This window comes from Dellaglioa sp. CoH-57-MRSF-21, from assembly GCF_056781915.1.
Genome location: NZ_JBXAXU010000003.1, coordinates 108,458 through 122,544 on the forward strand (window position 1 = coordinate 108,458; position 14,087 = coordinate 122,544).

General features: G+C 33.4%; 12 protein-coding genes. 7 read left to right on the forward strand and 5 right to left on the reverse strand.

Annotated elements, in window-relative coordinates; translation table 11 throughout:
* Positions 1–5: 5 nt before the first annotated feature.
* Positions 6–641, forward strand: coding sequence for a uridine kinase (gene udk, locus AC1RPQ_RS04280; RefSeq protein ID WP_481761554.1), 636 nt, complete (start codon positions 6–8; stop codon positions 639–641).
* A 123-nt stretch (positions 642–764) separates the two neighbouring features.
* Here udk and AC1RPQ_RS04285 read toward each other — a convergent pair whose 3' ends face one another.
* From AC1RPQ_RS04285 to AC1RPQ_RS04305, 5 genes are all read right to left on the reverse strand, one after another.
* Positions 765–2,516: an MFS transporter gene (locus AC1RPQ_RS04285; RefSeq protein ID WP_481762185.1), complete on the reverse strand. Its 1,752-nt coding sequence runs from the start codon at positions 2,514–2,516 to the stop codon at positions 765–767.
* Positions 2,517–2,579: 63 nt separating this feature from the next.
* Positions 2,580–5,420, reverse strand: a complete 2,841-nt coding sequence (locus tag AC1RPQ_RS04290) for a YfhO family protein (protein WP_481761552.1) — start codon at positions 5,418–5,420, stop codon at positions 2,580–2,582.
* 19 nt (positions 5,421–5,439) lie between these two features.
* Positions 5,440–6,402 (reverse strand): glycosyltransferase family 2 protein, encoded by a 963-nt coding sequence (locus AC1RPQ_RS04295; protein ID WP_481761551.1) that lies wholly within the window; start codon positions 6,400–6,402, stop codon positions 5,440–5,442.
* Positions 6,403–6,442: 40 nt separating this feature from the next.
* Positions 6,443–6,856, reverse strand: a complete 414-nt coding sequence (locus tag AC1RPQ_RS04300; RefSeq protein ID WP_481761550.1) for a GtrA family protein — start codon at positions 6,854–6,856, stop codon at positions 6,443–6,445.
* Positions 6,857–6,858: 2 nt separating this feature from the next.
* Complete coding sequence (locus AC1RPQ_RS04305) at positions 6,859–7,317, reverse strand: flavodoxin (RefSeq protein WP_481761549.1); 459 nt, start codon at positions 7,315–7,317, stop codon at positions 6,859–6,861.
* Between the two features lie 151 nt (positions 7,318–7,468).
* Here AC1RPQ_RS04305 and map point away from each other — a divergent pair, with 151 nt between their 5' ends.
* The 6 genes from map to AC1RPQ_RS04335 all read left to right on the forward strand — a co-directional run bounded on the left by map (position 7,469) and on the right by AC1RPQ_RS04335 (position 14,073).
* Entirely contained in the window at positions 7,469–8,251 is a 783-nt protein-coding gene (gene map, locus AC1RPQ_RS04310; RefSeq protein WP_409022111.1) for a type I methionyl aminopeptidase, read from the forward strand.
* Positions 8,252–8,403: 152 nt separating this feature from the next.
* Positions 8,404–9,273 (forward strand): UTP--glucose-1-phosphate uridylyltransferase GalU, encoded by an 870-nt coding sequence (gene galU, locus AC1RPQ_RS04315; RefSeq protein ID WP_481761548.1) that lies wholly within the window; start codon positions 8,404–8,406, stop codon positions 9,271–9,273.
* A gap of 101 nt (positions 9,274–9,374) precedes the next feature.
* Positions 9,375–10,268, forward strand: a complete 894-nt coding sequence (locus tag AC1RPQ_RS04320) for a YihY/virulence factor BrkB family protein (protein ID WP_481761547.1) — start codon at positions 9,375–9,377, stop codon at positions 10,266–10,268.
* A 32-nt stretch (positions 10,269–10,300) separates the two neighbouring features.
* Complete coding sequence (locus AC1RPQ_RS04325) at positions 10,301–12,046, forward strand: MFS transporter (protein WP_481761546.1); 1,746 nt, start codon at positions 10,301–10,303, stop codon at positions 12,044–12,046.
* 286 nt (positions 12,047–12,332) lie between these two features.
* Positions 12,333–13,316, forward strand: coding sequence for an LCP family glycopolymer transferase (locus tag AC1RPQ_RS04330; RefSeq protein WP_481761545.1), 984 nt, complete (start codon positions 12,333–12,335; stop codon positions 13,314–13,316).
* A gap of 13 nt (positions 13,317–13,329) precedes the next feature.
* Positions 13,330–14,073 carry a YveK family protein gene (locus AC1RPQ_RS04335; RefSeq protein WP_481761544.1) on the forward strand — a complete coding sequence of 248 codons (744 nt, stop codon included), beginning with the start codon at positions 13,330–13,332 and terminating at the stop codon, positions 14,071–14,073.
* Positions 14,074–14,087: the final 14 nt, after the last annotated feature.

Here is a 14,087-nt window from a genome sequence, read left to right on the forward strand (position 1 = left end):
AAAGCATGAGCAAAAGAACAAAACGTCCCATTATTATTGGTGTAACAGGTGGTACTGGTAGCGGTAAGACGACGGTTAGTAATGCTATTTATTCACAATTAGCTGGCGAATCAATCATGATTTTACAACAAGATACTTATTATAATGATCAAGCTGAAATGAGTATGGAAGAACGTAAAGCAGTGAACTATGATCATCCACTCGCGTTTGACAACGAACAGATGATTAGTGATTTGGAACAATTGTTGGATAATGAAGCAATTGATATGCCTGTTTATGATTACACACAGTTTACTCGTTCAAGTGAGACGATCAGAACAGAACCTCAAGATGTTATCATTGTTGAAGGAATTCTAATTCTAGGGGACGAAAAGCTCAGAAGTTTAATGGATATTAAAGTTTTTGTTGATACAGATGATGATTTACGTATTATTCGCCGTATCACACGTGATATGAAGGAACGTGGTCGCTCATTACAATCAGTTATTGATCAATACGTTAAAACGGTTAAACCAATGTATAATCAATTCATTGAACCAACGAAACGCTATGCGGATATTATTGTGCCAGAAGGTGGCGCAAATACAGTTGCTATTGATTTATTGTCAACTAAAGTCCGTGACATTTTACAACAAGACTAGCTAAAAAATCTCATACCAAAAAGTCCCCAAAAGTCTCATGACTTTTGGGGACTTTTTGGTATGAAAAAACTGTTGTTGGTAATAGCTTTTACGCTATTACCAACAACAGTTAGAGTGGACTTGTCATTTATGAACACTATTTTTGTCTAGTTTTCTATTTATAAAATGGAGTGTTATCATCGATAAAATACTAATAATCCAAGTTAAAATGACGAAAAACAAACGCCATGTAGTGATCATTTCCGATTGATATCTAAGCACTACACGATTACTCCCTTTTTTTGTTGCCTTAACAGTAGGGACACCTAATGCAGATAGAGATAATCGGTGTAATTGACTTCCATTTAAGGAGAGCTCTGAATTATTATAAACGACAATAGGAAGTGCGATGGATTCACCTTTTTTTGTCGCATGCCATTTAAGGATTAAATCACCATTTTTTGTAACAGTCTTAGTGATATTAGGACGATTCCTAACAATATCTTTCTTGTATTCTTTTTTATTATATGTTGTCTTTTGTTCTTGATTATTTGGTAAATAATCTGGGGCTATTTTTTTAACCACCTTTAATCCTTTTGATAAATCAGAACTAGTAAAATTAGTTCTAATTTGATCACTCGTTAGATGATTTGAAACGACAACGCTCCCTTTATAAATAAGAGGATCATTGGAATTCCAGAGCTTATTTTGCTGTTGAATATCAATATATGATTGACCTAAAATAAAAAGACTACTAATGATTAAAAATAACTCGCCAAACTTTTTAGGCTTAAATGAAGGTAGCTCAGAAAGAGAGTTGCCAAAACCAGCAAGTAATAAGACAGTTGCAAAACCATAAAAGCGGTAAGGAAATTGTAAAAAACTTCGAAGCTGTGGTATTAGATTCGATATTGTCGTCCAAGGAACAAGATTTGTTGATAACAGGAGAAATAAGGCTCCTAATAGTGTCATTAGCTTATTAGAAAGTGATACTTGTGACCACCTAGAAAATAGTAAAATAAATTGTAAAATGAAAATAACGCTCATAAATAGTCCTATAGATGAAGCGCTATAGCTAGTTGTTGAAAAACGCATTGTAGCACTAGCCATATCTAAGTGAGTGTAAGGCGAGTACAGCGTATTTCTTGTGAAAATTTCTAGCATAGCGCCCCAAACATTAAAGGTTAGAACAATAGTTAGAAGGGCCGCTAAGAAACATTTTGATAAAAGCTGTAATTTTTGATTTGTCTTGTAAAAACCGACAACAAAGAAGATAAAGATGACGCCAACCGACATTAAGGCACTTAAGACATGAATTTGAATAAGCGCTGAAATCAATAATGCTAATGGTAGTACTTTTAAATCCTTAGCATTATTTTTAATCATTTTAAGCCCGAGGATGACAATTAAGGGCATTAGCATAACGCCCCAAGACATAAAATTCTGGTTAATTGACCAACGGGTAACGTAAAAACTCCCCATAAATAGACTAGCAATCAATAATGAAATTTTCTTAGAGGATTGAAGCTCTCTAGATAGAAAATACATTGAGTAACCACTAATAAAGAAAATTAAAAAGGAGGTTATGATTTGAAATAAAATCCAATTATGAACAATTAAGAGTAAGATACCTAACAGATAAGCAAAACCTGGTCCATATAAGGCGTTAATAATGCGACCACTCTGTAAAAAACCATAGTTAGTTTGAAAATAACTAAAGTTACCTGTTTTAAATTGGATATAGGTATCGTAAATACGATTGAAATGAAAAAGCGAGTCACCACCTAAGACTAGACTGTGGTTGATTATTTGTGGAAGAACTAAAAATAAACTAATCAAAAAGATGGTTGTAAATACGATTAAACGATTTTTAAGATAACTGACTTTATTTAACAAGATAGTAAACCCCTAATAGATTTATTTAGTAGATGAGGTCATAATAATATCATTTATGTCTAATTAAAGTCTTCTTAAACGTCTCCAAATTAGAGGTGTTAAACTATAACTCCCCCAAACAATGAGGCCAAAAACACTTAAAAGAAAACCAGTTGATAAGCCAGGTGTTTGATAACTATAAATGATATGATGAGTTCCTTTTTTTAATTTTAAGCCAATAAAAGCGCTATTTGTTTTAATAACGGGCACGCTATGACCATTATCAGTCGCTGTCCAACCTGTAGAGTAAGGGATAGATGATGTTAGGATACCTAATTTATTTGTTGTTATTTTGCCACTAACTCTATTTGTAGCAAATTTTAATGAATTTAATTTATTTTTCTGGATTTTTTTAACATCATTTGTGTAAGTTTGACCAAGCGGAACGGCAGTAATTTTAAGGTTGAATGAGTAAGTCCCTGAATTTGATAAAAGTAAATCCAAACTTTTGGGCATTTGTTTTTGATAGCCCATATTTAGGGTAGCATCAGATAAAACTTTAAAGAAAGAAAGATTTTCAATACCCAATTGCTCAATCGTATTAGTCGTTAAATTAGATTTAACCCCGATCGAATAGCCTGTATTGGAAGAACCTGTCGTCAGTTGCTTCCTAAGCGATTTCTGTGCTGACCGGGGACCATTCGTATCTAATAACTGGTTATCTGGTTTCGTAGTATTATTAAAAATAGCCATATTCACTTGTTCTTTAGAGGACAGTGATTGGTGCTTAATGTTAGTTAATGAAAGATGCAATTCAGAATTTTGATATTTTTTTGCGTTCTTAATGTCAATCTGATAGCTATCTGAAACAGGATTATTACGATAGTGATTATTGGTAATACGTGTTTTTGTTTCGTTAGGTTCTCCGGCGTTCACTGTTTTTACAATTGTATAGGCAACGTTTTCAGTATCAAATGTTGATTGTTTCTGGTTAAATCCGGATGTATCCGCGATACTAACGGCTTTAGCTAATTGACGTTCTTGATCAGAAGCGGATAATTTAGCAGTTTTTTGATTTGAAGTGACATCAGATTGCCAATAAATTAATGGAAAATTATTCTTAGTTTCATAAAGATTGGTTTTCTCAGGTTTATTTTTATTTTCAGATTTAGTTTTGAGTAATGTATAACCATAGGGGATCTTTGACTCATTTGGCTCATTTGAATGAGTAAAGAGATACTTAACGCCAAAAAAGTTATTAGCGATTGTTCGATCATCAAAATTTTCAATCGGAATATTATTGTTATATTGAGCATTTTGTAACCTGTTTGAAAATACTCCGACTGCGCCATTTTGAATCGAGTAGTATGAGTTAATTAAATTTAAATCATTATTTAAATTATTTCGTAACATGTAGTTAGAACCAAAGTTATAATTTTGGCTAATCGTTGAAACACGAAATGAGTTAGATTTAGGAAGAGAATTATCTAATCCATCAAATAGATTAGATGATAGTTTCTGGTAACTACCAGAGGGCATTAAAGTCTTACTATAAAAGTTAGTGAAAGGTGATGCAAAAGAAACCCCAGTAAAGATCAAGTTCACTAGGATAAGACCGAATATGATTCGACCAGAATTTTTATTTTGACGGTAAAGTAAGATTGCGACAAAAAAAGAAATTAAAAAGATAACAGGAATGAAAATTTCTGTCGTCCCATTAATATAAAAGGGTAATGATACTAAAAGTAAATAGATACCAAGACAAATACTGAGGTATTTAATTTCAGGCAACGTTATTTTTTTGAGAGAATCAATGAAGAAGGCACTTCCAAGTGAAATGGGAACAAATAATAATAGAATCCAACGATTAGAAGGGGCTTGAAAACCATTAAACATCGCACCAAACATTGGGAATAGTAACATAATCAACCCAATTGAAAGACTCGTTGTCATTAGTGGGTAGTGTTTCCAATGGTAAAACAGATGGAATAATGCTAGAACAGCTAAACTACTAAAGCCAAATTTAACCCAGAAAGAAGATACTCCGCCAGCAAGTAATTGAGCAGGTAAATTAATGTAGTAATAAGCGGGGAAAGAGGTCAAACCATTTGCGAATAGACCACCTGACCGAGTTGAACTAAAGACCGCAAGAATTGACGGTAGCATGATAAAGGCAGAAATCAGTAAACTGATGACTGTACTGATTAAAAAAGTGCCCGCTGTTTTAAAGAAACTGAGATTTTTTCGATAATAATAAATGAAACGTAGTACTAAATATACAAAAGCACCGATGCCTAAGACTATGGCGAAGTAAAAGTTACTGATAAACATCCATGAAAAAGCAAAAATGAAGAAATGTGGTTTAAACCCTTGTAAAATTTTTTCTATTCCGACAATTATAAGTGGAAAAAGAATGAATGGTGTTAGGAAAAAAGGTTGCATTAGGGATGAATAAAGTGAAAAAGAAGTGAAGGTATAAATGATTGCCCCACCTAAGATCGCGCTATTCGTTAATTTAAAGTGTCTCGCAAAGAAGATAAATGATAGCCCCACGCAAAATAACCTCAAAATGAGTGTGAGCTGGTAAATAGTCACAACGGCACTTGAGGGAAATAATAGCGTAATATAGGCGAATACGTCTCCAATAACGTAATAAGCAAATGTTTGAAATTGATCTGCGCCAAGCCCTAATTTCCAAGACCACATTTGGAGTGGTTGAAAGGGATGGTTGATGAATTCACCAAGTAGTTGACGATAATTTTCTAATACAGGTAGATGCTGTTCAGCAGGATCATGACTTTGAATTAAAGAGTATCCAGCTAGTTTGTAAGTTCCAAAAATAAGAACAGCTAAAATTGCAAAAATGATAATGTAATAAAGATAGGTCATTTTTGATTTTTTTAGATCGAAACGAAACTTCTGCATAGCTGGAATCCCCCTATAATTAATCCTTTTTTGAACTGAAGACGTCTGATTCTTTAATAATATAGACGGGTCTGTTTTTGACTTCTAAGAAAATTTTACCTAAGTATTTACCAAGAATCCCAATACAAAACAATTGAATGCCACCCATCATTAAGATAACTGAAATCGTTGATGGCCAGCCAGCTGTTGGATCACCATAGAGTAACGCTCTAATAATAATAAAGATAATTGCAAAAAGAGAGCCAACAAATGATAGGAAACCAACAAATGTTGCAATTGAAAGAGGTACTTCTGAAAAGGCTATGATACCGTCTAATGAATATTTGAATAAGCCCCAGAAATTCCAACTTGTTTTACCAGCAACACGTTCTTGATTTGTGTATTCTAAGTATTCCGTATTAAAACCAACCCAACTGAAGATACCTTTTGAAAAACGATTGTATTCTGACATTGATAAGACAGCATCAACCATTTGACGGGTCATTAAGCGATAATCGCGGGCACCATTAACAATCTCAGTATCTGAGATGCGATTTATTAATTTGTAGAAAAGAGTAGCGAATGCAGAGCGAATCACAGGTTCACCTTGACGAGTTGTCCGACGTGTCCCCACACAGTCGTAGTCATTTTCTGGATCTTCTAAAATAGCTAACATCTTAGGCAAAAAGCTGGTTGGATCTTGTAAATCAACGTCCATAACAGTTACGTAATCGCCAGTCGCTTTTTGTAAGCCACAATATAAAGCAGCTTCTTTTCCAAAATTTCGTGAAAATGAAGCATAATGGACTGTTGCTGGATGATCTTTTTGTAATTGGCGCATTTCTTTGAGGCTGTTATCAGATGAACCATCATTAATAAACCAATATTCTAATCGGATATCTGGTAAATTGATAGACTCCTTTTCAACCGCATCAAAAAAAAGCGGAATAGATTCTTGTTCGTTGTAACATGGCACAACGATTGAAAGAACTTTGGTTGTCATAAATAAAGTGCCCCCTAGGATGAATTTACTGAATTTTATTTTATGATTTTTTGAAAATAAATAACTTACTAAAAATATAATTAATTAAAACGATGAAAATTTGATCAAATAACTTAACGAGTGATGCATCTAAGTGTAAAACAGAAACACCAATTGTCATAATTAATTGATCAATGACTAATGATAGAAGTCTAAAGCCAAAGAAAGATAAAACTTCACGTATTAAACCTGAAACATGAGTGTTCTTTGAGCCAAATACCCAAAGCTTATTAGTGACGAATGCAAAAACAACCGAAACAAACCATGCAATTACGTTTGCAAATTGATAATTTACACTAAGGTATGATTGGAAAACAACAAAAGTAACGATGTTAATTAGGGTTGTTAGACCACCAAAAATTAAATACGAAATTAGGGCATAATGTTTATGAAATAATTCATTTATTTTATTCATGACTAGTTTTCACTGCTAGTTACTTTATCAAATAGCTCTTTAGCAAAAGCTTCTAATTTAGTGATATCTTCTTCTTCAGGTGCTAAATCGATTTTTAGATTAGCTGAACCCTTTGTTGCGCCTGCTTCTTCGAAAGCTGAACCAAACTTATCAACAGCAGTTCCAAAAAACTCACCATAAAATGTATCGCCAGAACCGGCAACACCGAATAATTTACCGGTTAAATCAAGCTCCTGTAAGTCTTCATAAAAGTCCATGCCTTCATCAGGAAGTGAGCCTTCGTCATAAGTATAAGGAACGACAACGCTGATATCGAAGTTAGTTAAATCAGATGCATCTGATTGTGAGATTTCTTCCATCTCAACTGTTGCACCTAAATTTTCAAATGCTTCGGTAATAATGTCAGCGATGTCTTCATTATTACCTGTAATTGTTGCAAAAATAACTTTAGCTGAAACCAAACTAAATTCCTTCTTCCATATTAAAATAGTAGTTAAAGTATATCAGATAAAAAAACGATTGTGAAAGGAATTGAGTATCTCGTAACAAATTCTATACAATTGCGGTATAATAGTTGAGAAGAATTATTTATTATAGGAGGAAACAAATTAAATGATCACATTAAAATCAGAACGCGAAATTGAAGAAATGCGTGCTTCAGGTGCTATTATTGCAGGGATGCATAAGGGATTACGAGATATTATAAAACCAGGTATTTCTAGTTGGGAAATTGAAACTTTCTCACGTAAGTATATTGAAAGCCATGGTGGTGTTGCTGAACAAATTGGCTTTGAAGGCTATAAATATGCGACTTGTGTCAGCATTAATGATGAAATTTGTCATGCTTTCCCACGTAAAGGGTTAATTTTAAAAGATAATGATTTAGTTAAAGTAGATACAGTTGTTAGTTTACATGGCGCAATGAGCGATTCTTGTTGGAGTTATGTTGTTGGTGAATCTACACCAGAAATTGATAAATTAATGGCAGTAACGCATAAAGCCCTTTACTTAGGAATTGATCAAGCCGTTATTGGTAACCGTATTGGTGATATTGGTCATGCTATCCAAACTTATACTGAAGACCAAATGGGCTATGGTGATGTTCGCGAATACGTTGGACATGGCATTGGACCTACCATGCATGAAAGTCCTTCCGTACCTCATTATGGTCAAGCTGGTAAAGGATTACGTCTTAAAGAAGGGATGACAATTACTATTGAACCCATGATTAATATTGGCGGTTGGGAATCAGAAAGTGATGATCCTAACGGTTGGACAACAAGAACTGCTGACGGTAGTTTGTCGTGTCAATATGAACATGTTATTGTTATCACAAAAGATGGTCCTAAGATTTTAACCTCTCAAGATCCAGAATTTGATGCGAAATATTTATAAAATAGATAGCTACAATGAACTGCTAACTTAATTGTTTAGCAGTTTTTTTGTATAATGTAGCGGATTCATGATAGAATTGTAATATTCGTAGAGTTTGAGATAAATTAATGGGATTTTGTATATCGTATAAAGAAAAAAAGGAGAAGTTAATTATGAAAGTTAGAAAAGCAATTATACCTGCAGCAGGTTTGGGAACTAGATTTTTACCAGCAACAAAAGCAATGGCTAAAGAAATGTTACCTATCGTGGATAAACCAACGATACAGTACATTGTTGAAGAAGCTAAAGCAGCAGGGATTGAAGATATTTTAATTGTTACGGGTAAAGGGAAACGCCCAATTGAAGATCATTTTGATTCAGTACCTGAATTGGAAGCTAATCTTAAAGCTAAAGGTAAATTAGAACAATTAAAAATGGTTGAGCAAACAACTGATATTAATTTGTTCTTTATTCGCCAGTCACATCCTAGAGGTTTAGGGGATGCTGTTTTAATGGCTAAAGACTTTGTTGGTGATGAACCCTTTGTTGTTATGTTGGGTGATGATATCATGCAAGATAAGGTACCATTAACAAAACAATTGATGGATCGCTATGAAGAAACACATGCTTCAACATTGGCTGTAATGGAAGTCCCACATAAAGAAGTATCAAAATATGGGGTTATTGCACCACAAAGTGAAGTGTCAAAAGGGCTATATGATGTTGAAAAATTTGTTGAAAAACCAGCTGTTGATGAAGCACCAAGTGATTTAGCTATTATTGGTCGTTACTTGTTAACACCAGAAATCTTCGGGATGTTAGAAACACAAGAACCTGGTGAAGGTAATGAAGTCCAATTGACTGATGCTATTGATCGTTTAAATAAAGTGCAACGTGTATTCGCGCATGAATTTAAAGGTGATCGTTATGATGTTGGAAATAAATTCGGTTATTTAAAAACAAGTATTGATTTTGGTTTGAAACATCCAGAAGTTAAGGATGAACTTAGAGAATACATTAAAGAGTTATCTAAAAAATTATAATAAAATTAGAAGATTGGGCTGATTTTAAATGCTCAATCTATTTTTTTGTCTAAATGTGATACAATTTATTCTTATATAGATGTATTTCGCGGAGGAATCGTATGAAAAGTAAGTTCGTTCAGTTTATTAAAATATTTAAAACACAATTTATTAATGCCGATGTTAGTAATTCTTCGGTTATTATTGCGTACTATACGTTATTATCGATTTTTCCAGCAATTATTTTTATTGGTAATTTAATACCAATGCTTCATTTAAAGGTGTCCGTTATTTTAGAATATGTAAAAGTTGTGATGCCATCCGCGATATATAGCATTTTAGCACCGTTTATTGAATCGTTTCTGAAAAATGGAAATGGTGGATTATTGTCAATTGGTGCTGTCGTAACGTTATGGACGACAAGTAAGGGGATTAATGCATTGAAGAAAAGTTTCAACCATGCCTATAGTGTTGAAACGAAGCAAAATCCAATTGTTGGGCGAATTGTATCGTTTGTGTTAACGATTGGGTTAGTTATCTCCTTAGGTGCTATTATTTTGTTCTTTGGGTTCAGTCAAATAGTAGTTGAGGTGTTGACACCCATTTTACATTTGCCGGGAGAATTTTTAACTGTGATTACCACGGTTAAATGGCCTGTCGCCTTAATCGGTATTTTTATTATTATTTTATTACTTTATCGGATATTACCTAGTGCAAGACTTAGGTTCAGGGCAGTTTTACCAGGGGCAATTTTGACAACCATTGGGTGGATTTTATTGACCCAAGTATTTTCGATATACGTGCAGTATTTCGGTGGCGCTTTTAGTAGTTATGGTGCAATCGGAACAGTAATGATTATGTTATTCTGGCTGGATTTTGGGGCATGGATAATCATGCTAGGTGCTGTTCTTAATGCATCGATTGCTATTGTTCGACATGGTGAAGTTGAAGCACAATCTATTCAGCTAAATAGCTTATTTAAGCAATATAAAAGTCGATTTAGTAAGAAAAAATAAAATATTATAAATCGTTAGGGGAGGTAAGTTAATTGAAAAATAAGTCGATTAATTTAAAAAATCATGTCGGTGTATTTATTGTTATGTTTAGTGTGAGCTTGTTTTTAGTCTTACCTCAGATACTCGCACATAGTTTAGTTTTAGGTTCTGATTCTTTATTTCATTTTAATCGTATTTACGATATCTATATGCAATTTAAAACAGGCAATTTTAACTATTTCCAAACAAATTACGGGTTTCAACAAAGTGGTCGGATTATCAATGCTGTGTATGGGCCTGGATTTGCTTATCTGCTAGGTGGGTTGCTACTACTCGTACATAGTTGGTTTAATTTTCAGGTTATTTCTTCTTTTTTAATTTTCTTTATTAGTGGTTACTCAATGTATTTACTAGCTAAAGAAATAACTTCGACCAAAGATATCTCACTATTAATGGCTGTTCTTTTTATGGGTAGCTTGTGGATTGCGCGATGGTCAACTGAGCAAAATTTTATGGCTTGGGGTATCATGCTAGTGCCACTAGTTGTTTTAATGGGTGTTAAAATGATCAAAAATAACGCAGAAGGATTGCGAATTCTACCCTTAGCGTTAACCATGTCGGTAATGATACAGGTACATGTTTTAAGTGCCTTGATGTCGATTGGTGTCCTATTCGTTTTTTTTATAGTTGGTTTTATTCAAACGAATCAAAAATCGAAACTATTATTAACCTGTTTTTGGGCGGGGTTATTATCGTTAGTTCTGACATTTAATGTTTGGGGTGCCATGTTAGATGTTTTCGCAAACAATAAATTATACGCACCGCACGTTAATGTGATGATGTCCAATTCAACTATGAATTTATCGATGGGGGGGCCAACGCTTACTAAAATTGGTTTGGTTATGAGCTTCATATTTGTAGTACAAATTAGTTTATTGTTTATAAAACAAGCAAAATTTACGGTTACTAATAAAGTAGTAACTAGTTTAGGTTTAGTTTTCTTAGTCTTAACGTCAAAATTAGTTCCTTGGACGGATTTAGCCCAGGTTATCCCATCAATACAAAGTTTCTTGCAATACCCACGTCGCTTTGAAGGGTTCGCTGTAGTTTTATTATTAGCGGGTTTTAGTGCAACACTATCAAGTAGTTCATTTAAAAATTATCGGAAGTATATTGATCTATTCTTAATTGTTGGAGGTCTTGTTGTCGGAGTACAATCGTATTTAGAAATTCAAAAAAGTAATGAAGCATGGCATACTAATCAGTCGATAGTTTCTCCCAATAATGTTGATATCGCAGATAATACGAGTAACGAACAGATTACCAAAGCATTTATGAGTTCAAATCTAGATGATGGTTTAAAGTTGATTACCAAGGCATCGCCAGACTATTTACCTAATAATCGAGTATTAAGTGAACGTCCTTATCATGATTATCGATTAGACATGAAAAAAAATAAAGATGAAGTAAGTAAAACGATTAATAGTGAAGGAAAGTTAAGTCTGAGTTGGAACGCAACAAAAAAAGGAAATGAGATTTCTTTACCCGCGATAGTCTATAATAATTCAACTGTTCAATTAAATGGTAATAGCCTTGATCCTAAAAAAATGACCTTGTCAACTATGGGTAGTCCAACCGTTAAAGCAACTAAAATAGGTACAAATAGGTTAGTCATTGGTTATCATACGAAAATAATAACAAGAATTAGTTTAATCATCGTTCTAGCCACTTGGATAATTAGTTGCGTTAGTGCTGTTTTTATAAAAATCACTGATTATAAAAAAGAAATTAAGTTATGATATAGTTTTAACAAGTAATAGGGACTTCAAAAAGAGAACATAATTAATGATGTTCTTTTTCTGTATTAAAAATGAAATATAATACTTTTAAATATAACGTATAATTAAAAGTGTAGAGCACTACAACTTTGAAAGCGTGGTCAAAATGTTTAGAATATCATATCAGTTGACAATAAGATTAAACAATGATTAGACAAACGATTTTAAGTTTCATTTAAGTCTGGTAACATGTATAATAAATTATTGTGTCATTGTATACATCTAAAAAATTTAGGGGTAATTAATTATGAGTGAAGATAATATTAAACACCAAGGTAGCCACAAGAAGCATCATCATAAAAAGAAAAAAATGAGTACACTGAAAAAATGGGGGATTGGTGTCGGAATCGTCGTTGCCGCACTATTGGTTATTGGTGGTGTGTTGATGGCGAAGGTTTATCTAGATGCAAAAGACGTTGTAGATAATACATATCAAAAAGTAAATGTTAAAAGTAAACGAACAACCGGGAGTGTCTCTCTTGATAAAGAGGCGCCTTTCTCAGTTTTAATTTTGGGTGTTGATACGGGCGAAGATGGGAGAACAGATCAAGGTCGATCGGATACAATGATGGTTGCGACAATTAATCCTAAAACAAACTTGACGACATTAACGAGTTTACCTCGTGATACGAAGATTCCGATTACAGGTCACGGGACAGATAATAAATTAAATGCTGCATATGCTTATGGGGATGTTTCCTTAGCGATGGATACTATTCAAAACTATTTAAATATTCCAATTGATTACTATGTTCAGATGAATATGAAGGGCCTGGAAGAATTAACGGGTGCCGTTGGTCCAATTACGGTCAATAATCCATTTGCTTTTTCAGCGGGAAGGCATCAATACGTAAAAGGTGATATTGAGTTAACTGAAAGTAATGTTTTAGACTTTTCTAGAATGAGACATTCTGATCCTAATGGTGATTACGGGCGTCAAAAAAGACAACGCTCGGTTGTGACTGAATTAGGTAAAAAAATAGCTTCTATTGATGGTGTCACAAATTATCAAGCAATTTTGAGTGTACTTGAGAGCAATATGAAAACAAATTTGAAATTTTCTGATATGAAAAAAATAGTGACTCAGTATCGTAGTGCTATAGGCACAATTAAAGATGTTCAACTTCAAGGACAATCACAAATGATAAATGGTGTGTCGTATGAAGTTGTTCCATCAGCACAAGTAACGAAAGTATCCAACATGATCAGAAAACAATTAGACTTAGACTAGGAGAATTATATCAATGGAAGAGACAATCAATCTTGAACAAGTTTTTAGCATTTTAAAGAAACATCTTAAATTAATTATTGGGTTAATAATTGCGGGGGCACTATTAGCATTTTTTGTAACCATGTTCTTTATGACGCCAAAATATAACTCGACTGTTCAAATATTAGTTAATAGAACAGAAACTGCCAATAATGTAGGGGCTGCTTACAATACACAGCAAGCAGATGTCCAAATGATTAATACGTATAAAGACATTATTCAAAATAAAATTGTACTAGATCCTGTGAGAAAAGAAATTGCTAAAAAAGATAATTTCGTTGGTACGAGTGATGATTTAAAAAATCAGATAAGTATATCAAATCAAGAAAATTCACAGGTTTTTAGTGTAACTGTTAAAGATACTAATGCATATCGCGCGGCTGATATTGCAAACTCTGTTGCTGATACGTTTAAAAATAAAATAAAAAAAGTGATGAAAGTTAATAATGTAACAATTGTTGCTGATGCAGTTGCAAAACCTAATGCAGTATCACCTAATAAAAAGATGAATGTATTAATAGGTCTGTTACTAGGGGGGCTTATCGGAATTGGGATTGCATTCGCAATAGAACTTTTTGATAAAACAGTTAAAAACGCTGATTTTTTGACAGATCTTGGTCTTTCAAACTTAGGTATGATTAACCATATTGACGAAACTAATAAGAGTCAAGGACTTTTTGGACAATCAACACCAAGAAAAAGAAAGCATACTAATTAAAATAGATAAGGGGT

Coding starts and splice junctions, on each gene's coding strand:
- udk (WP_481761554.1), top strand. CDS start 6: ATGAGCAAAAGAACAAAACGTCCCATTATTATTGGTGTAACAGGTGGT.
- AC1RPQ_RS04290 (WP_481761552.1), bottom strand. CDS start 5,420: ATGCAGAAGTTTCGTTTCGATCTAAAAAAATCAAAAATGACCTATCTT.
- AC1RPQ_RS04295 (WP_481761551.1), bottom strand. CDS start 6,402: ATGACAACCAAAGTTCTTTCAATCGTTGTGCCATGTTACAACGAACAA.
- AC1RPQ_RS04300 (WP_481761550.1), bottom strand. CDS start 6,856: ATGAATAAAATAAATGAATTATTTCATAAACATTATGCCCTAATTTCG.
- map (WP_409022111.1), top strand. CDS start 7,469: ATGATCACATTAAAATCAGAACGCGAAATTGAAGAAATGCGTGCTTCA.
- galU (WP_481761548.1), top strand. CDS start 8,404: ATGAAAGTTAGAAAAGCAATTATACCTGCAGCAGGTTTGGGAACTAGA.
- AC1RPQ_RS04320 (WP_481761547.1), top strand. CDS start 9,375: ATGAAAAGTAAGTTCGTTCAGTTTATTAAAATATTTAAAACACAATTT.
- AC1RPQ_RS04330 (WP_481761545.1), top strand. CDS start 12,333: ATGAGTGAAGATAATATTAAACACCAAGGTAGCCACAAGAAGCATCAT.
- AC1RPQ_RS04335 (WP_481761544.1), top strand. CDS start 13,330: ATGGAAGAGACAATCAATCTTGAACAAGTTTTTAGCATTTTAAAGAAA.